General features: G+C 69.7%; 20 protein-coding genes. 15 read left to right on the top strand and 5 right to left on the bottom strand.

Features of this window, described 5'->3' with window-relative positions:
• The 3 genes from nadC (at position 1) to B9C99_RS15085 (ending at position 2,910) form a co-directional block, all read left to right on the top strand.
• The gene (gene nadC / locus B9C99_RS15095; RefSeq protein WP_059380996.1) at positions 1 to 867 is read left to right on the top strand and encodes a carboxylating nicotinate-nucleotide diphosphorylase; all 867 of its coding nucleotides are present in this window, start codon (positions 1 to 3) and stop codon (positions 865 to 867) included.
• A gap of 198 nt (positions 868 to 1,065) precedes the next feature.
• Positions 1,066 to 2,508 (top strand): wax ester/triacylglycerol synthase family O-acyltransferase, encoded by a 1,443-nt coding sequence (locus B9C99_RS15090; protein WP_088898433.1) that lies wholly within the window; start codon positions 1,066 to 1,068, stop codon positions 2,506 to 2,508.
• Positions 2,509 to 2,616: 108 nt separating this feature from the next.
• Positions 2,617 to 2,910 carry a DUF2470 domain-containing protein gene (locus tag B9C99_RS15085; RefSeq protein WP_016696012.1) on the top strand — a complete coding sequence of 98 codons (294 nt, stop codon included), beginning with the start codon at positions 2,617 to 2,619 and terminating at the stop codon, positions 2,908 to 2,910.
• A gap of 37 nt (positions 2,911 to 2,947) precedes the next feature.
• Here B9C99_RS15085 and B9C99_RS15080 read toward each other — a convergent pair whose 3' ends face one another.
• The 4 genes from B9C99_RS15080 to B9C99_RS15065 all read right to left on the bottom strand — a co-directional run bounded on the left by B9C99_RS15080 (position 2,948) and on the right by B9C99_RS15065 (position 6,916).
• A complete protein-coding gene (locus tag B9C99_RS15080) occupies positions 2,948 to 4,066 on the bottom strand; it encodes an alpha/beta fold hydrolase (RefSeq protein ID WP_088898476.1) in 1,119 nt (372 codons plus the stop codon).
• A gap of 65 nt (positions 4,067 to 4,131) precedes the next feature.
• Positions 4,132 to 4,557 (bottom strand): hypothetical protein, encoded by a 426-nt coding sequence (locus B9C99_RS15075; RefSeq protein ID WP_059380999.1) that lies wholly within the window; start codon positions 4,555 to 4,557, stop codon positions 4,132 to 4,134.
• Positions 4,558 to 4,666: 109 nt separating this feature from the next.
• On the bottom strand, positions 4,667 to 6,421 hold the full coding sequence (locus tag B9C99_RS15070) for an alpha/beta hydrolase (RefSeq protein ID WP_253250088.1): 1,755 nt from the start codon (positions 6,419 to 6,421) through the stop codon (positions 4,667 to 4,669).
• A gap of 111 nt (positions 6,422 to 6,532) precedes the next feature.
• Complete coding sequence (locus B9C99_RS15065; protein ID WP_088898432.1) at positions 6,533 to 6,916, bottom strand: helix-turn-helix domain-containing protein; 384 nt, start codon at positions 6,914 to 6,916, stop codon at positions 6,533 to 6,535.
• Between the two features lie 121 nt (positions 6,917 to 7,037).
• Between B9C99_RS15065 and hisD the strand changes: the two genes are divergently transcribed.
• The 7 genes from hisD to B9C99_RS15035 are packed head-to-tail and all read left to right on the top strand — an operon-like array spanning position 7,038 to position 12,310.
• The gene (gene hisD, locus B9C99_RS15060; RefSeq protein ID WP_088898431.1) at positions 7,038 to 8,360 is read left to right on the top strand and encodes a histidinol dehydrogenase; all 1,323 of its coding nucleotides are present in this window, start codon (positions 7,038 to 7,040) and stop codon (positions 8,358 to 8,360) included.
• Complete coding sequence (locus B9C99_RS15055) at positions 8,357 to 9,484, top strand: histidinol-phosphate transaminase (protein ID WP_088898430.1); 1,128 nt, start codon at positions 8,357 to 8,359, stop codon at positions 9,482 to 9,484. The genes hisD and B9C99_RS15055 overlap by 4 nt, the downstream gene beginning before the upstream one ends.
• A complete protein-coding gene (gene hisB / locus B9C99_RS15050; RefSeq protein ID WP_006554074.1) occupies positions 9,481 to 10,095 on the top strand; it encodes an imidazoleglycerol-phosphate dehydratase HisB in 615 nt (204 codons plus the stop codon). Before B9C99_RS15055 ends, hisB begins: the two co-directional genes overlap by 4 nt.
• 3 nt (positions 10,096 to 10,098) lie before the next feature.
• The gene (locus B9C99_RS25890) at positions 10,099 to 10,254 is read left to right on the top strand and encodes a hypothetical protein (protein ID WP_169823833.1); all 156 of its coding nucleotides are present in this window, start codon (positions 10,099 to 10,101) and stop codon (positions 10,252 to 10,254) included.
• A 1-nt stretch (position 10,255) separates the two neighbouring features.
• Complete coding sequence (locus tag B9C99_RS15045; RefSeq protein ID WP_088898429.1) at positions 10,256 to 11,413, top strand: MFS transporter; 1,158 nt, start codon at positions 10,256 to 10,258, stop codon at positions 11,411 to 11,413.
• 10 nt (positions 11,414 to 11,423) lie between these two features.
• The gene (gene hisH / locus B9C99_RS15040; RefSeq protein ID WP_088898428.1) at positions 11,424 to 12,059 is read left to right on the top strand and encodes an imidazole glycerol phosphate synthase subunit HisH; all 636 of its coding nucleotides are present in this window, start codon (positions 11,424 to 11,426) and stop codon (positions 12,057 to 12,059) included.
• Positions 12,056 to 12,310, top strand: coding sequence for a hypothetical protein (locus B9C99_RS15035; RefSeq protein ID WP_088898427.1), 255 nt, complete (start codon positions 12,056 to 12,058; stop codon positions 12,308 to 12,310). Before hisH ends, B9C99_RS15035 begins: the two co-directional genes overlap by 4 nt.
• Positions 12,311 to 12,422: 112 nt before the next feature.
• On the opposite strand, the gene B9C99_RS15030 is transcribed toward B9C99_RS15035, so the two are convergent.
• Entirely contained in the window at positions 12,423 to 13,409 is a 987-nt protein-coding gene (locus B9C99_RS15030; RefSeq protein ID WP_088898426.1) for a YafY family protein, read from the bottom strand.
• Between the two features lie 62 nt (positions 13,410 to 13,471).
• Here B9C99_RS15030 and B9C99_RS15025 point away from each other — a divergent pair, with 62 nt between their 5' ends.
• From B9C99_RS15025 to hisI, 5 genes are all read left to right on the top strand, one after another.
• On the top strand, positions 13,472 to 15,751 hold the full coding sequence (locus tag B9C99_RS15025) for an excinuclease ABC subunit UvrA (RefSeq protein WP_088898425.1): 2,280 nt from the start codon (positions 13,472 to 13,474) through the stop codon (positions 15,749 to 15,751).
• A gap of 72 nt (positions 15,752 to 15,823) precedes the next feature.
• On the top strand, positions 15,824 to 16,558 hold the full coding sequence (priA, locus tag B9C99_RS15020) for a bifunctional 1-(5-phosphoribosyl)-5-((5-phosphoribosylamino)methylideneamino)imidazole-4-carboxamide isomerase/phosphoribosylanthranilate isomerase PriA (RefSeq protein WP_088898475.1): 735 nt from the start codon (positions 15,824 to 15,826) through the stop codon (positions 16,556 to 16,558).
• A gap of 3 nt (positions 16,559 to 16,561) precedes the next feature.
• Positions 16,562 to 17,404: an inositol monophosphatase gene (locus tag B9C99_RS15015; RefSeq protein ID WP_088898424.1), complete on the top strand. Its 843-nt coding sequence runs from the start codon at positions 16,562 to 16,564 to the stop codon at positions 17,402 to 17,404.
• Complete coding sequence (hisF, locus tag B9C99_RS15010; RefSeq protein WP_024101213.1) at positions 17,401 to 18,174, top strand: imidazole glycerol phosphate synthase subunit HisF; 774 nt, start codon at positions 17,401 to 17,403, stop codon at positions 18,172 to 18,174. Before B9C99_RS15015 ends, hisF begins: the two co-directional genes overlap by 4 nt.
• Complete coding sequence (gene hisI, locus B9C99_RS15005) at positions 18,171 to 18,533, top strand: phosphoribosyl-AMP cyclohydrolase (protein ID WP_088898423.1); 363 nt, start codon at positions 18,171 to 18,173, stop codon at positions 18,531 to 18,533. Before hisF ends, hisI begins: the two co-directional genes overlap by 4 nt.
• Positions 18,534 to 18,615 lie beyond the last annotated feature (82 nt).

The following is an 18,615-nucleotide window of genomic DNA, read 5'->3' as shown; positions in this document are numbered from 1 at the left end:
ATGACCACCGCGCTGCCCGACGGACTCGACCTCGCCGAGACCCGCGAGCTGGTCCGGAAGGCGCTCGACGAGGACCTGCGCTACGGACCGGACGTCACCACCGACGCCACCGTGCCCGCCGACGCCGTCGCCACTGCCTCGGTGGTCGCGCGGCAGGCCGGCACCCTCGCCGGTCTCGATGTCGGTCTGCTCGTCCTCGACGAGGTCATCGGTGCTGATCACTACCGCGTGCTCGATCGCAGGTCCGACGGCACGCGCGTGCTGCCCGGGGATTCGGTCCTGACCGTCGAGGCGCCGACCCGCGGCCTGCTCACCGCCGAGCGCACGATGCTCAACCTGCTGTGCCATCTGTCGGGCATCGCCACGGCGACCTCGCACTGGGTCGACGCCGTGACCGGCACCGAGGCGAAGATCCGCGACAGCCGCAAGACCCTGCCGGGGATGCGCGCACTGCAGAAGTACGCGGTGCGGATGGGCGGCGGCGTCAACCACCGCATGGGACTCGGCGACGAGGCGCTGATCAAGGACAATCACGTCGCCGCGGCCGGTTCGGTGGTCGCGGCGCTGCGCGCCGTCCGGGAACACGCTCCCGATATCGCGTGCGAGGTGGAGGTCGACACCCTCGAGCAGTTCGACGAGGTGCTCGCCGAGAACGTGGAATTGATCCTGCTCGACAACTTCCCGCTGTGGCAGACTCAGATCGCGGTGCAGCGGCGCAACACCCATGCGCCGCAGACACGACTCGAATCCTCCGGCGGCCTGTCCCTCGACGTCGCCGCCGACTACGCGCGCACGGGCGTCGACTTCCTCGCGGTGGGTGCGCTCACCCACTCTGTGACCGTCCTGGACTTCGGCCTCGACATGTGAGCGTGTAGGTCGCAGGTCACGGCAGGGACGAATCGGACGCGCCACCGGAACATCCGTCGGTGAGACGATCCCGCACGTGCGCTTTCTGGGGTAGAACTGACAGCACATCGACGTGCCGGTACCGGTCACGTAGGGGCGGTGCTCCGGTTGTCGCCGGTGCCGGGTGGGGGAGGAAGACAGAACACGATGCGGTTACCGATGTCACCGACCGACTCGATGTTCCTGCTCGGCGAGTCGCGCGACCACCCGATGCATGTCGGCGGTCTCCTGCTGTTCCAGCCGCCGGAGGGCAAGGACGCGAGCGACCTGAAGTCGATGTTCGCCGAGGCGCTCGCCCGGGAGGAACCCGCCGGGCCGCTGTGGCGCAAGCGGCCCACCCGCTCGCTGTTCACCCTCGGGCAGTGGGCATGGGAGGACGATCCGCGCTTCTCGATCGACTACCACGTCCGGTTCAACGCGCTGCCGTCCCCGGGCACGATGGACGATCTGTGGGAACTCGTCTCCCGCCTGCACGCGTCGCTGCTCGACCGCACCCGCCCGTTGTGGGAGATGCACCTGATCGAAGGGCTGTCCGACGGTCGCTACGCCCTCTACGTGAAGATCCACCACGCGGTCGCCGACGGGGTGGGGGCGATGCGCCTGCTGCGCCGTGCGCTCAGCACCGACCCGGACCGCACCGACATGCCGGCCCCGTGGGCGGTCGCCGACGCGCAGTCGTCGAGCCGCTCGGCGATGGGTACCGCGATCGGGTTCCCCGGCGCCGTCGTCCGCGCGGCGACCGGTGCGGTGAACGATGCAGTGAACGTCGTGTCCGAGGCGGTCGCTCTGGTTCCGGCGCTCGTCGGCACCGTCGACCGTGCTTTGCACAATCGCGGTGGTTCGTTGTCGCTGGGCGCTCCGAACACGATCCTCAACCGGCAGATCTCCGGATCGCGCAGATTCGCGGCCCGGTCCTGGCCGATCGAGCGACTGCGGATGGTGGCCAAGGCGGCCGACGCGACGCTCAACGACGTCGTCCTCGAACTGTCCGGTGGGGCGCTGCGGACGTATCTCTCCGAACACGATGCGCTGCCGGAGGATTCGCTGGTGGCGATGGTCCCGGTCTCGTTGCGTCGGAGCGGGAGCTCGTCGGGCAACGAGATCGGCATCCTCATGTGCACACTCGGGACGCAGTGCGCCGACCCGGTGGAACGTCTTGCGCGCGTGCGCGGTTCGATGATCGAGGGCAAGCACGCGATGAACTCGATGTCGAAGCTCGGTCGTCTCGCGACGAGCGCGGTGGGTGTGGCGCCCCTGGCGGTGGGAGTACTCACCGGCAACCGGGCGCTGCCGCGGCCGCCGTTCAACGTGATCGTCTCGAACGTGCCGGGCCCTGATGCGCCGTTGTACTGGAACGGTGCGCGCGTCGACGCGTTGTATCCGCTGTCGGTGCCCGTCGACGGGCAGGCGCTGAACATCACGTGCACGAGCACCGACGACGAGATCGCCTTCGGTCTCACGGCCTGCGGTCGCACGGTCCCGGATCTCGTCCGGCTGCTCGATCACTTCGACGAGGAACTCGAGGCGCTGGAATCCGCCCTCGGCGTCCGGGTGGAGATCGACGACGAGGTGAGCGGCGAGAGCGACGCCGAACACGGCTGACCGCGTCGTTTCGAGAATCGTTGCGCCGCATCACCGAACGGACAGGGCGGGGTCGCGACCGGGACCGACACGCCCGTCGCCCGCCCCGATTGGCTACGCTGAGCGCCCGTGACCGACTTCGACAGCCAGGTGGTGGCGGCTGTGACTGCCCACATGAACGACGACCACGCGGCCGACAGCCTGCTCATCGTGCGTGCCTTCGCCGAGCCCGGTGCCGTCGAGGCTCGGATGACCGGCGTCGACCGCGAGGCGGGGGAGTGGGTCGTCGTCATCGACGGTCGCGATCACACCGTGCGTATCCCGTGGCTCGAGCCGGTGACCGACCGGGCGGGACTCCGCACGGCCGTCGTCGACCTCTACAAGGCGGCGTGTACGCGCCTCGGGGTCGACACCCCGTCCTGATCGCTGTCCCGACCGCGCTGCGGCCGGGACAGCACGATCACGCCGACGCCGCGACGCGACGGGCGTGCGGCGTCCACACCTCCGTGAGCGCACGGCGGCCGATGAACAGCCCGATGTGGCCGGCATCGGCGATCGTGGTGGTGATCCTCTCCGGCGGGGTCGACACGTGCTCGGCCAGCGCGGTGACCTGCCGGGGAGTTGCGATCGGATCGGCGGACCCGGCGATGAGGTGGACCGGGCACTCGACGGCCGAGAGGTCGACGACGCGTCCTTCGGCCTTCAGTGTGCCGGCGACGAGTTCGTTGCCCACGAACAGGTGCCGCATGATCCATTCGCGGAAGGCCGAAGGGATCTCCTGCTTCCAGGTGAACCAGTGCCGTTCGGCCTCCCAGCGCGCCACTTCGTCGGGATCGTGGAGCAGGCCGAGCAGTGTCATCGCTCGTTCGATCTCACCGATCGGATCGGTGGTCGGCACTCCGACGGCCCGCGCCGCCCCGTACCAGAAGTCGATCGTCGTGGCCGCGGCCCCGCGGGGCGCGTGGGCGAGCACCGACAGCGCCGGCTGGTCGACGTGGAAGTCGATGGGTGCTCCCGCCACGGTCAGCGAGTGCACGCGCTCGGGATGCAGTGCCGTGTAGATCGTGCCGAGCCACCCGCCCTGGCTGTCGCCGATCAGGTTCACCCGGCCACCGAGATGGTCGACGGCCTCGGTGACGACCGCCAGGTGCTCATCGATCGAGCAGTCGTCCGTCGCGGGAGTCGCGGGTGCCCAGTCGAGGCAGTGCAGGCGGGTAAGACCACCGGCCCTGAGGGCTTCGACCTGGCTGCGGTCGGCGGAATGGTCGACGATGCACGAGTGGGTGCCGGCCTGCGGCGGCAGCAACAGCGTGGGGATCTCGTCGCGTGCGGGATCGGGGGTGCTGCAATCACGCAGAGCTCCGAGGGACCACCGGCACTCCACCGGCCAGTCCGTGGTCCAGCGCGGCGGCGTGGCCGAGGTCAGGGCGCGGCTGTACCGGTTCGCGTCGGAGACCAGCGTGCACGGCGTGGCGCCGCGTCGTACGAGGCCGGCAAGATAGCCGCTCCAGCCCGCGATCGCCGCGGTCCCGAGACGAAACGGGGCCGCGGCGATCCGGGCTGGTGTCGGTGTCAGCATGCACTGCACCGGAGAACGTCCGCTGATGCGGTGTTCGGTATCGACTGCATCGAGTGAGTCGACGATTACTTCAGCAGGTCGCGAGCGGTGCTCGTGACGGTGGTGGTGAGCTCGCGAGCGAAGGAGACCTGCGCCTTGGCGAGATCGGCGACCCACTCGACGGGGGTGGCGTCGGCGACCTTCTCCTGCAGATCCAGGAGGCTCGAGACGGCCTTCTCGTAGGTGTCGACACCGAGGTTTCCGCTCTGCTTCGCGGCGTCGACGAACTTCGCGTTGAACTCCTGGAAGCGCTCGGTGGCCTCGTCGACGGTCTTGGTGAACTCGGTCGCGGCCTTGTCGGCAACCGCAGCGGCCGTCGAGGTCAGCTTCTCGGCCGACTGCTGGGCCGTTGCGGTGGCCTCGGCGGCGGCCTTCGTGGCGGCTTCGGTCGCCTTGGCCGCGGCATCGGTGGCCTTGGCGTTGGCGGCGGTGGTCTTGGTCGGTGCGGTCATGGTGTGTACCTTCCGTGGGCGCTCGTGACAGGAGTGGGGCTTCCCCTGTGGGGGTGCGCTCGGATCAGCGCTGTTAGCAGGTTAGCAAAATGATAGCTAACACGCAATGTCACCCGAAGACATACGTTCCCGGGGCATCGCACAGCGGCGGATGCTGCGCGCTGCCCATCGCCGGGGGAGCGACGAGCTCACCGGCCCGCTTCGTCGACCATGCGGTCCAGTCCTCCCACCACGACCCTGCGGTGCGAGTGGCCTTCTCCGACCACGCCTTCGGGTCCTCGGGCAGCTTCGGGAGCTTCTCGGAGTCGGGCGCACCGACGGCCTCGAACCAGGCCTTCGGGTTGGGGGGATTGACCGCGCCGGCCACGTGGCCACCGCTGGTCAGGACGTACCGGACCGACCCGCCGAGCAGGCCCGTCGCCTTGTACGACGAGGTCCACGGCACGATGTGGTCGTTGATGGCGCCCACCACGTAGGTGTCGCACGTGATGTCCGACAGGTCGAGGACCTCGCCGTCGAGTTCGTACACGCCGCGCGCGAGCTCGTTGCGGCCGTACAGCGACCGCAGGTAGTGCGAGTGCATCTTCGCCGGCATGCGGGTGCTGTCCTCGTTCCACGCCAGGATGTCGAAGGCGGCGGGCTTCTCGCCCTTCATCCACCGCGACACCCAGTAGTTGAAGATCAGATCGCGTGCACGGATCATGTCGAAGCTGCCGGCCATCTCGTTGCCCGAGAGGAAGCCCTGCTTGCTCATCCGGAACTCGACACGGTCGAGCGTCGCCGGGTCGGTCAGCAGCGCGAGCTCGCCGACCTCGCTGTAGTCCAGGAGCGTGTTGAGCATCGTGAACGCGCTGATGCGCTTGTCGCCCAGCTTGCCCATGCGCGCCGCGGCCATGGCTGCCATCGCGCCGCCCAGGCAGATCGACAGCACCTCGATGCGCGACGAGCCGGTGACCTCCTCGACGACGTCGAGCGCCGCGGAGACTCCCTGGCGGTAGTAGTCGTCCATCGTGATCTCGTGCATCGACTCGTCCGGGTTGCGGTACGAGATCGCGAACACGGTGCGGTTGTGCTGCACGGCCCACTCGATGAGGCTGCGCTGCGGCGCGAGATCGAGGATGTAGTACTTGTTGATCCACGGCGGCGCCGCCAGGATCGGGATCTCGTGCACCTCACCGGTCTGCGGGGCGTACTGGATGACCTCGATGAGGTCGTTGCGGAAGACGACCTTGCCGGGGGTCGCGGCCATGTTCTCGCCGAGGGTGAACGCCTCGCGATCGACCTTGAGCGGCAGGCCCTTCCGGTGCACGACGTCCTCGATGGCGTACTTCGCGCCGCGGAACAGGCTAGCGCCACCGGTGTCGAGTGCGCGCACGAGCACACCCGGGTTGATGAGGAAGTTCGACGGGGCGAGCGCGTCGAACATCAGGTTCGCGAACTGACGGGCCTTGCCGTCCTGCACGGGATCGCCCGAGCCGGCGTCGGCGAGGTCCTCGACGTACTCGCGGGTGGCGAGATAGCTCTGCAGCAGCGAGAAGTAGGCCGGATTCTCCTTCCAGGCGGCATCGGAGAACCGGCGGTCCTTCGGATCCAGCGGCACCGGGGGCTGCGGATCGGCGGCGTTCCACACGCGTGTCGCCGCCGCCGGGATGTTCGCCAGACGACCGGCGTACTCCGTGGTCGCGCCGGCCACGGCCCGCGGATTCTTCACTGCACGGCCGGCGACGGATGCGACGGCCGGTCCCCACCCGATCGGGTCGAGGGAGGAGGTGAGCTTCTTCTGCAGATGGTTGAGCACCGAGCAACTCCAGAACTGGGTGAATGGTCCGGAGCCGATGGTGACGTCGTCGACGGAGGCGCGCACCTTACCCCCAGGTACGTGCTACCTGCATGTTCGTCGACGGGGCGACGAAACCGGGTTGACCTCGAATGCTGCGTGACGCACGAACCCGTCCGGTGACGATTGTGAGAATGCTCACTCCTCGTCGGGTTCGCGTCCTCCACCACGCCGACGACGCGCCACAGTGACCTCCCGGAACGCCTCGTACATCTCCTCGAGCGAACGCCGCTGGGGATTGGTCAGGTCGGGATCCTCGCGAATCGCCCGCAGGACGGCGGACTCCGCTCCGTCGTCGGCCTGCGCGTGGGCCGCGAGGGTGTCCGCGGACAGATGCAACTGCTCGGCGATCGCTTGCAGCACACGCTCGCTCGGCGCCCGCAGGTTCCGTTCGATCTGCGACAGGTACGGATTCGAGATGCCCACCATCGCCGCGAGTTGACGCATGGGCAGTTCTGCGAGCTCACGCTGGCGGCGGATCAACTCGCCCAATGTGCTCGGGCGCGACTCGTCCTCGTCCATGCCGACAGCATAAGCACGGTGATCCGTGCCGAGAGCATCCTCACGCGGGCGCGACTTCGATCGTCGTCGGGGGATGCGGGATAGTAGAGGGTGATCCCTGTTCGACGAGAGAGGACACCTCATGCTTGCCCGCACCGACCTGCGCGGTCGTACTCCCACCACTGCGGAGCTCAGGGGCGCACTGCCCCGCGGCGGAGTGGACGTGGATGCGGTGCTCCATCAGGTCCGTCCCGTTGTCGACGACATCCGCGACCGCGGCGCCGAGGCCGCACTCGACTACTGCGAGAAGTTCGACGGCGTCCGCCCCGCCTCCGTGCGTGTTCCCGCCGCGGAGCTCGACCGTGCGCTCGCCGAACTCGAACCGGCCGTCCGTGCCGCCCTCGAGGAGGCCATCGAGCGCACGCGCGTCGTGCACGCGGCCCAGCGGCGCACCGACGTCACCACCGAGGTCGTCCCCGGCGGCACCGTCACCGAACGCTGGGTGCCGGTCGAGCGCGTCGGCCTCTATGTGCCCGGCGGCAACGCGGTCTACCCGTCGTCGGTCGTGATGAACGTCGTCCCGGCGCAGGCCGCCGGTGTCGAATCGCTCGTCATCGCCTCGCCGCCGCAGAAGAACTTCGGCGGACTGCCGCACCCGACGATCCTCGCCGCCGCGGCGCTGCTCGGCGTCGAGGAGGTGTGGGCCGTCGGCGGCGCGCAGGGTGTCGCACTGTTGTCCTACGGCGGCACCGACACCGACGGCGCCGAACTCGCCCCGGTCGACATGATCACCGGCCCCGGCAACATCTACGTCACCGCCGCCAAGCGGTTGTGCCGCGCGGTCGTCGGCATCGACGCCGAGGCCGGCCCCACCGAGATCGCGATCCTCGCCGATCACACCGCCGACGCGATGCACGTCGCCGCCGACCTGATCAGCCAGGCCGAGCACGACGTCATGGCCGCCTCGGTGCTCGTCACCACCAGCACCGACCTCGCCGACGCCGTCGACACCGCCCTCGCCGCGCAGCTCGAGCTCACCAAGCACCGCGAGCGCGTCACCACCGCGCTGTCCGGTAGCCAGTCCGGCATCGTCCTCGTCGACGACATCGACCAGGGCCTGAAGGTCGTCAACGCCTACGCCGCCGAGCACCTGGAGATCCAGACCGAGAACGCCTCCGAGGTCGCCGCGCGCGTCCGCTCGGCCGGCGCGATCTTCGTCGGGCCGTGGGCACCGGTCTCCCTCGGCGACTACTGCGCCGGGTCGAACCACGTGCTGCCCACCGCCGGCTGCGCCCGGCACTCGTCGGGCCTGAGCGTGCAGACCTTCCTGCGTGGCATCCACGTCGTCGAGTACACCGAGGCGGCCCTGAAGGACGTCTCCGGTCACGTCATCACCCTCGCGAACGCCGAGGACCTGCCCGCCCACGGCGAAGCCGTCCGTCTGCGATTCGAGGCGCTGAAGTGACCCAGATCCCCGGCTCCCGCATCACCCTCGCCGATCTGCCGCTGCGCGAGAACCTGCGGGGCAAGTCGCCCTACGGTGCGCCGCAGCTGACGGTGCCCGTCCAGCTCAACACCAACGAGAACCCCCACCCCCCCACGCAGGCGCTCGTCGACGACGTCGCCGAGGCCGTGCGTGAGGCGGCGACGCAGCTGCACCGCTATCCCGACCGCGACGCGGTGGCGCTGCGCACCGACCTCGCCACCTATCTCACGAACGCGTCAGGCGTTCCTCTGGGTGTCGAGAACGTCTGGGCCGCAAACGGTTCCAACGAGATCCTGCAGCAGCTCCTGCAGGCCTTCGGTGGTCCCGGGCGCACGTCGATGGGCTTCGTACCGTCGTACTCGATGCACCCGATCATCGCCGACGGCACCCAGACCGAGTGGCTGTCCACCTACCGGCGCGACGACTTCACCCTCGACGTCGAGGCGTCCGCCGCGGCCGTGCGGGAGCGGCGGCCCGACGTCGTCTTCGTCACCAGCCCCAACAACCCGACGGGACACAGCATCCCGCTCGACCAGTTGCGGGTGATCCTCGACGCCGCCCCCGGCATCGTGATCGTCGACGAGGCGTACGTCGAGTTCTCCTCGCAGCCGAGCGCTCTGTCGCTGATCGACGAGTACCCGACGAAGATCGTCGTCTCGCGGACGATGAGCAAGGCGTTCGCCTTCGCCGGCGGACGGCTCGGTTATCTCGCCGCCGCCCCCGCGGTGATCGAGGCGCTGCTGCTCGTGCGCCTGCCCTACCACCTGTCGGTCGTCACCCAGGCCGCCGCGCGTGCGGCCCTGCGGCACGCCGACGAAACTCTCGCGTCGGTTGCGGAACTGGCCGCCCAGCGCGACCGCGTCGCCGCCGAACTCGCCCGGTTCGGCTACGACGTGATTCCCTCCGACGCCAACTTCATCCTCTTCGGCCGCTTCGCGGACGCCCCTGCCACCTGGCAGCGGTATCTCGACGAGGGTGTGCTCATCCGCGACGTCGGGATCCCCGGCTACCTGCGCACCACGATCGGCCTGACCCACGAGAACGACGAGTTGCTGCGAGTGAGCGAGAAGCTCGCGGCCACGGAAATCGAGGAAACCCGATGAGCGACCGCATCGCGCGCGTCGAACGCACCACCAAGGAATCGAGCATCACCGTCGAGATCGACCTCGACGGCACCGGTCGCACCGAGATCTCCACGGGGATCCCGTTCTACGACCACATGCTCACCGCGCTCGGCCAGCACGGTTCGTTCGACCTCACCGTGCAGGCGCAGGGCGACATCGAGATCGAGGCCCACCACACCGTCGAGGACACCGCCATCGTCCTCGGCCAGGCCTTCGGTCAGGCCCTCGGCGACAAGCGTGGCATCCGGCGCTTCGGCGACTGCTTCATCCCGATGGACGAGACCCTCGCGCACGCCTCGGTCGACGTCTCCGGCCGTCCCTACTGCGTGTTCACCGGTGAGCCCGACTACATGGTGCACTCGGTGATCGGGGGATATCCGGGCGTGCCCTACTCGACGGTGATCAACCGGCACGTGTTCGAGTCGTTCGCCTTCCACGCCCGCATCGCACTGCACGTGCGGGTGCTCTACGGCCGCGACCCGCATCACATCACCGAGGCCGAGTTCAAAGCGGTCGCCCGCGCGCTGCGTGAGGCCGTCGAACCCGACCCGCGTGTGACCGGCATCCCGTCGACGAAGGGCAGTCTCTGACATATGGATGTCGTCCTCACCTACCTGTGCTTCATCGTGGCCGGATTCGCCGCGGGCGGAACGTGGTCGATGTGGAAGGCGCGCAACACGTTGTTCGCGGGTGTGCTGCTGGCTCTGACCGTGCTGGCCGTCGCCGCGGGCGTCTTCCGGCTGCTCTGACGTGGCGGAACAACAAGGACTGTTCACCGTTCGTGGTCTGATCCCGGCGTGGTCGACGTCCGCGGCGGCCTTCGGCGGCTTCTCGTTGCTGCTGCCGGTCGTGCCCTGGGCGATCGCCGAGGCCGGCGGCAGCGACACGCTCGCCGGGTCGGTGACGGCGGTGTTCATGTTCACCACCGTCCTCACCCAGCTCGCGATGCCGCGACTGCTGCGCGCGTTCGGTCACCGCGCGACGCTCGCGGCCGGCTGCCTGTTCCTCGGGCCGCCGTCGCTGTTGTTCCTCGTATCGATGGCTCCGGCGCCGGTGCTCGGCATCTCCGCGCTGCGCGGTATCGGTTTCGGCATGATCACCGTGGCGGCGGCCGCCCTCGTCGGCGAACTCGCGCCGCCGCGATTGCTCGGCCGGGCCACCGGCATGCTCGGCATCGCCATCGCCGCGTCCCAGACGATCGGCCTGCCCGCCGGCCTGGCGATCGCCGAGCGGTTCTCCACCACGCCGGTGTTCGTGCTCGGCGCGATCATCTCGTCCGCCGGTCTGCTCGCCGCGATCCGTCTGCCGCGGCTGACCGCGAAACAATCCCGGACGGCGCGACGGGTGCCTCCGGTCGTGCTGTTGTTCCCGCTGGTCGCGGTGGGCGCGGGTGCGATCGCCTACGGCGGTCTCACCTCGCTGTTGCGCATCGCGGTCGCCGGCCTGCCCGTCGCGGCGGCATTGGCCGTGCTCAGCGCGTCCTCGCTGATCGGGCGGTACGCGGCCGGTTCCGTCGCGGACCGGATCGGCGCCGGCAAATTGCTGCCGGTCGGTCTCGGGCTCGCGGGCCTGGCGATGATTCCCTTCGCGCTCGTCGCCGACGACCGAGGGGGAGCGGTGCTGCTGATCGTCGCCGCGATCGCCTTCGGCTTCGGCTTCGGTGTCGTGCAGAACGAGGCGCTGCTCGTCGCGTTCCGTCGCGCCGGCGCGGGCAACACCGGGTCGGCGAGCGCCGCCTGGAACATCGGCTTCGACGCCGGCACCGGCGCCGGTTCGTTCGCCCTCGGCGCGGTGGCCGCCGCGGCCGGATACCCGGCGGCCTTCGCCGCCGCCGCGGTCCTGGTCCCGGCGCTGCCGTTGCTGGCTCGACTGGCCGGGCCGTCGGAACGTCCCCGTCCCACCACATAGAATCGACATCATGAGCGCAACCACGGTCGCCGTCCTCGACTACGGCTCGGGCAATCTCCACTCCGCCACGCGGGCAGTCGCCCGTACCGGCGTGCATGTGGAGGTCACTGCCGACCCGAAGATCGCGCTCGCCGCCGACGGACTCGTCGTCCCCGGCGTCGGTGCCTTCGATGCGTGCATGAAGGGCCTGCGCAGCGTCGGCGGAGACAAGATCATCGGCACCCGCCTCGCAGGCGGTCGTCCGGTGCTCGGCATCTGCGTCGGCATGCAGATCCTGTTCGAACGCGGCGTCGAACACGGCATCGAGACCGAGGGCTGCGGCGAGTGGCCGGGCACGGTCGAGCGTCTGGACGCGCCGGTGCTGCCGCACATGGGCTGGAACACCGTCGAGGCCCCCGCCGATTCGGTGCTCTTCGCCGGCATGGACGCCGACACCCGCTTCTACTTCGTCCACACCTACGCCGCCCGCAAGTGGGAACTCGACGCTCCCGAGCGTCTCGCGCCGCCGAAGGTGACCTGGGCCGAGCACGGCAGCCGATTCGTCGCTGCCGTCGAGAACGGTCCGCTCTCGGCCACCCAGTTCCACCCGGAGAAGTCCGGCGACGCCGGCGCACAGTTGCTGCAGAACTGGGTCAACTCGTTGTGACCGGGCCGCGGCGCGGACGGCCGAGCGGAGAGTTCTCCTTCGGCCGTCACGCGCTGCTGTCCGTCGGTACGGCGACCGTCGTCCTGCTCGTCACCGCCATCATCGTGGTGGCGGTCCGGCCCACGCCCGTCGTCGGGCTCGTCATCGCGTTGGTCGGCATCGTGGCGGCCGTCGTGGCGATGGGTGTCGTGTCGACGCGGTCGGCCCGCCGCGCCTTCGGTCCCGCCGAGGACGACCGTCCCGAAAGCTGACGCGCCGAACCGGGCTTCGCCCGGCGTGTTGCGGTAGCGAACCCCAGTCGGGCGCGCGAGGAGCTTCGTAACGCAGCTGTGCGGACTCGAAATCGATCTGCCGCGCCCTGATTCACCTCGCGCGCTCCTCGGAGGGGACGACGACGTCCTGCGCCGCCGCGCGCAGACGATCGGCGAACACCGCGCAGGCCCGGACGATCTCCGGGTCCGCGCGCATCCGGACGTCGGCGTCGAGGGTGGCGAGCGTGAGGACGAGCCACTGCCACGACTCGACCGCGAGGTGCACCTCGGTCCGGCCGTCACCCGTCGGCCGGATCTCGGCGTCCTGGTACTTCAGCGCGTCGGCGACGTGCGTGGCCGAGGCCGCCACGTCCAGGTGCACCGGTGTCCGCCCCTGCCGGAGTCCTTGCCGCAGGTATTCCGTGGCGGACCCGGCGGGAAGTCGGCGGGGTGCGAACCGTCGGCCGGTGCGGAGCAGGTCGCGCACACGATCGAGGCGGAAGACCCGCCAGTCCTCGCGATCGACGTCCCATCCGAGGAGGTACCACCGCAGCAGGTGGTGGACCTGCCGGTACGGCTCGACCCTGCGCGAGGTCGGCGAGCCCTGCGCGTCGACGTAGTCGAAGGTGAACGTGTCGCACCGCGCGATCGCCTCCGCCACGGAGCCGAGCAGCTCCGCCGACACGCTGGGCGCCTGCAGCGCACTCGTCTCCACCGCGCTGCGGACGGCCGCGACCCGCGGGCGCAGCCGCGCGGGCAGGAACTGGTCGAGCTTGCCGTAGGCGCGGGTGGCAGCGTCGTCCAGTCCGCCTTCGGCCGGCCCGGTCGCGGCGAGAGCGCCGAGCCCCAGCAGCACCGCGACGGCCTCGTCGTCGTCGAGCACCAGCGGCGGCATCGAACGTCCCGACGCGAGACGGTAGAAACCGCCGGGCCCGGAGCGGGTTTCGACGGGATATCCGTAGCCGCGCAGCCGGTCGACGTCGCGGCGGAGCGTCCGGCGGCTCACCTGCAGCCGCCGGGCCAGCTCGTCCCCGCCGATCGCGCGTCCGGTCTGCAGGATCGACAACAACGCGAGCATCCGCTCGGTGACGTCCGCCATGCCGTCATCCTCCCACCGGTTGCGGTCAGGATCCGGCCGCAACCGGTCGTAGCGTCGAATCCATGACCACCACCGTCACGACCACCGAGGCGGCAGTGCGAGGCCGCGCCATCACGATCCGTCGCGCCCGCACCCACAACCTGGCCGACGTCGATCTGACCGTTCCGCGCAACCGGCTCGTGGTGATCGTCGGGGTGTCCGGCTCCGGGAAGTCGTCGCTCGTCTTCGACACGATCGCCGCGGAGGCCGGCTACCAGCTCAACGAGACGTACCCGCCGTTCACGCGCAATCGGTTGCCGAAGTGGACACGACCCGACGTCGACCACATCGACGGTCTGACGCCGGTGATCGTCGTCGACCAGCGCCGCCTCGGCGGCAACGCCCGCTCGACGGTCGGCACCATCACCGACACCTGGACCTATCTGCGGCTGCTGTACTCCCGGGCGGGCACGCCCGTGCTCGGCGAGTCGAACCGCTTCTCGTTCAACGACCCCACCGGGATGTGCCCGACCTGCTCCGGGCTCGGTGAGATCGTCGTCAGTGCCGTCGAGCGGTTCCTCGATCTCGACAGGTCCCTCGCCGAGGGCGCGATCCTGGTGCCCGGCTTCGGCCACGGTGGGTACTGGTACTCCCAGTACGCCGACATCGGTTCCTTCGACGCGGACACACCCCTGCGCGAGTGGAAGCCCGCCGAGCGGGAAGCACTACTCCACGGCGGCGAGGCCGCAGCGGCGCTGGGCCACAAACCGCCGGACGGATACGAGGGCGTCGTCGAGAGGTTCGAGCGCATCCACCTGCACACCTCCGACAACCTCTCCGAACGCAAACAGGACGTCATCCGACGTTTCACCCGCGCCGAGACGTGCCCGGACTGCGCCGGAGAACGGCTGAACGCGGCCGCGCGGGCGGTCACCCTTCGCGGCCGCACGATCGGGGAGCTGTCCCGCCTCGAGATCATCGAGCTGCTCGAATTCGTGCGCACGATCGACGACTCGCGCGCCGCACCTGTGGTGTCCGCACTGGTGGGCCGTCTCGAGGCGATGGTGACGATCGGCCTCGGCTATCTCGCGCTCGCCCGGGCGACCACCACGCTCTCGGGCGGCGAATCGCAACGGATCAAGTTGGTCCGGCACCTCGGGTCGAGCCTGACGGAGATGACCTATGTCGTCGACGAACCGACGGTCGGTCTGCATCCCGCCGACGTGGAGACGATGATCGACCTCCTCGAACGGCTCCGCGACAGCGGCAACACCGTCCTCGTCGTCGAACACGACCCGAGCGTGATGGCCCGGGCCGACCAGGTGATCGAAATCGGTCCCGGTGCGGGCTCGTCCGGTGGTCGCCTCGTCTTCCAGGGCACTTTCGACCGGCTCCGAACGGCCGACACTCCCACCGGCCGATCGCTGCGGCGCGACATCGGCCGCGGTCACCCCGCCCGCGAGGCGACCGGTCGTCTCACGATCGCCGATGCGTGTCGCAACAACCTCCGCGACCTGACGGTGCGGATCCCCACCGGCGTGCTCACCGTGTTCACCGGCGTCGCTGGGTCGGGAAAGTCCAGTCTCGCAGCCGAACTCGTCGATCAGTACGACGCCACGGTGATCGACCAGCGGCCGGTGAGCGCCAATCGCCGCTCCACCCGGATCACCTACACCGGCATCGCACTCACCCTGCGGCGGATGTTCGCCGAACACAACGGTGTGCCGGCGAGCCTGTTCAGCGCGAACTCGGCGGGTGCGTGCCCGACCTGCACGGGGGCCGGTGTCGTGTACATCGACCTCGCCTTCATGGACGGACGCGAGGTCGTCTGCGACACCTGCCACGGCCGCCGGTTCACCGCCGAGGTGCTCGGGCACACCGTGAACGGCCTGTCGATCGCCGATGTCGACGACCTCACCGTCGGTCGCGCCCTCGAGGAACTGCCGCACCCGGAGATCGCGCGTCGACTGAGTGCGCTCGCCGGGGTGGGCCTCGACTACCTCCGCCTCGGACAGTCGCTCGACACGCTCTCCGGTGGCGAGTGTCAACGGGTGAAGATCGCCAAGGAACTCGGACGAGTGAAGACGCCGACCCTCTACGTCCTCGACGAGCCGACCACCGGCCTGCACGCCGAGGACGTCGGCACCCTCCTGTGCGTCTTCGACGACCTCGTCGACCGAGGGCACACCGTCGTCGTCATCGAGCACCACCTCGATGTGATCCGGCACGCCGACCACATCGTCGACCTCGGACCGGGACCGGGACGGCACGGCGGAACCGTGCTGTACGAGGGTCCCGTCGACGAGTACGCCGGCCGTCCGACCCCGACCTGCCGGGCCCTCGACGCGGCACGGTCGGCATGACGCACGGCGCTTTCCTGACGCCCCGGCCACGCGTTTGGTGATGTCACAGGTACAGGCACTAATGTGTACGCAGTGAGCCTGGTCCTTTTGCCCGCAGTCGACGTCGTCAACGGTGAAGCAGTTCGCCTCGTTCAGGGAGAGGCGGGCAGCGAGACCGGCTACGGTTCGCCCCGTGACGCCGCCCTCGAATGGCAGAACGCCGGCGCCGAATGGGTGCACATGGTCGATCTCGACGCCGCGTTCGGCCGCGGCGACAACCGTGCGCTTCTCGCCGACGTCGTCGGCGAACTCGACGTGAAGGTCGAGCTGTCGGGCGGCATTCGCGATGACGAGACCCTCGCCGCGGCCCTCGCGACCGGCTGTGCCCGCGTCAACCTCGGCACCGCCGCGATCGAGAATCCCGAGTGGTGCTCGCGCGTCATCGGCGAGTTCGGCGACCGGATCGCCGTGGGGCTCGACGTCAAGTTTCTCGACGGCCAGTGGCGGCTGCGCGGCCGCGGCTGGGTCTCCGACGGCGGCGATCTGTGGGAGGTGCTCGAGCGTCTCGAACGCGACGGCTGCTCGCGCTACGTCGTCACCGACGTCACCAAGGACGGCACCCTCTCCGGCCCCAACCTCGACCTGCTCCGCGAGGTGTGCGCGGCCACCGACTCTCCGGTCGTCGCCTCCGGCGGCGTCTCGACCGTCGACGACCTGCGTGCCATCGCGACGCTCACCGATGAGGGCGTCGAAGGCGCCATCATCGGAAAGGCGCTCTACGCGGGCCGATTCACGCTGACCGAGGCGCTCGACGCCGTCTCGCGCTGACCCATGGCCGATCCCGCAGACCTGAACCGGCTGCTCGCCGTCGCGAGCGGTGTACTCGACGAGGTCGCGGAACGGTTCGTCGCCGGGCACGGTGCGCCGCGCTCCGTCGACAAGGGACCGAACGATTTCGCGACCGATCTCGATCTCGAACTCGAACGGCGGATCTCCGGTGCCCTCGCCGAGCGCACCGGTATCCCCGTGCACGGTGAGGAGTTCGGCGGCCCGTCCGCGGGGGAGGGCACCGTCTGGTTGCTCGACCCGATCGACGGCACCATCAACTACTCCGCCGGGCTGCCGATGGCCGGGATCCTCCTCGCTCTCGTCGAGGACGGCGAACCGATCCTCGGCCTCACGTGGCTGCCGCTGACGAATCAGCGCTTCGCGGGAATCGCCGACGGGCCGCTGCTCGTGAACGGCGAGCCCACCGCACCGCTGCGGCCGGCGCGGCTCGAGGACGTGATGATCGCGGTCGGCAGTTTCGACATCGACAGTCGCGGTCGGGTGCCCGGCACCCGGCGTCTCGCCGTCATCACCGAGCTGAGCCGGCGCGTCGCCCGGTTGCGGATGCACGGCTCCACCGGCGCCGACCTCGCGTTCACCGCGGGAGGCGCGATCGGCGGTGCCGTCGTGTTCGGCCACCACCCCTGGGACAACGCCGCCGGTGTCGCACTCGTGCGGGCCGCCGGGGGCATCGCCACCGACTTCGCGGGCCGGCCCTGGCGGATCGGGTCCGGATCGGTGGTCGCTGCAGCGCCCGGAGTGCACGGCGAGATACTGGAGATTGTGCAGTCGGCGACGGAACAGTCCGTGGCCGAGCAGTTGGGTTCCGAAGGAGATCGAACATGACGCTGGCCGTGCGGGTCATCCCGTGCCTCGACGTGGATGCGGGGCGGGTGGTCAAGGGTGTCAACTTCGAGAACCTGCGCGATGCGGGTGATCCGGTCGAGCTCGCCGCCCTCTACAACGAACAGGGCGCCGACGAACTGACCTTCCTCGACGTCACGGCGTCGAGCGGCGACCGCGGCACCATGCTCGACGTCGTCACGCGCACCGCCGAGCAGGTGTTCATCCCGCTCACGGTCGGAGGCGGCGTCCGCACCGTCGAGGACGTCGATCGTCTGCTGCGCGCCGGCGCCGACAAGGTTTCGGTGAACACCGCGGCCATCGCCCGGCCCGAGGTGCTGCGCGAGATGTCCGAGCGGTTCGGGTCGCAGTGCATCGTGCTGTCGGTCGACGCGCGCACCGTGCCCGCAGGACAGGAACCCACGCCGAGCGGCTGGGAGGTCACCACGCACGGTGGTCGTCGCGGGACGGGCATCGACGCGGTCGAGTGGGCCCGGCGCGGCGAGGAACTCGGCGTCGGCGAGATCCTGCTCAACTCGATGGACGCCGACGGCACCAAGAACGGTTTCGACCTGAAGATGATCGAGGCCGTGCGCAAGGATGTGCACGTGCCCGTCATCGCCTCCGGTGGTGCCGGTGCCGTCGAGCACTTCGCACCCGCCGTGCAGGCCGGCGCCGACGCGGTGCTCGCCGCGAGCGTCTTCCACTTCCGGGAGCTGACCATCGGTCAGGTCAAGGACGCGATGCGCGTGGAAGGGATCACGGTCCGATGAGCGGCATCCTGAATCCGGCGATCGCCGCCCGGCTCAAGCGCAACGACGACGGCCTGTTCGCCGCCGTCGTGCAGGAGCGGGCCACCGGCGCCGTGCTGATGATGGCGTGGATGGACGACGAGGCGCTCGCCCGCACCCTCGCGACTCGCAAGGCCACCTACTACTCGCGGTCGCGGCAGCAGTACTGGGTCAAGGGCGAGACGTCCGGGCACACCCAGTACGTGCACGAGGTGCGCCTCGACTGCGACGGCGACACGGTGCTGCTCGTCGTCGACCAGGTCGGCGCCGCCTGCCACACCGGCACGCACACCTGCTTCGACACCGACATCCTGCTCGAGGCACCGCAGATCGCCGAGTAACCCGAGGTCGTCCGTTCGCACGACATCTCGTGGGGCGGACGGCAGGACCGATCGGCGGGCCGTGCGACGGGCTGCGAGAATG

This window comes from Rhodococcus sp. BUPNP1, from assembly GCF_002215235.1.
In the GTDB taxonomy this organism is placed as follows: Bacteria; Actinomycetota; Actinomycetes; order Mycobacteriales; family Mycobacteriaceae; genus Rhodococcus.
The sequence above is the reverse complement of the archived record's forward strand: the minus strand, read 5'-3'. Positions and strand labels throughout refer to the sequence as shown.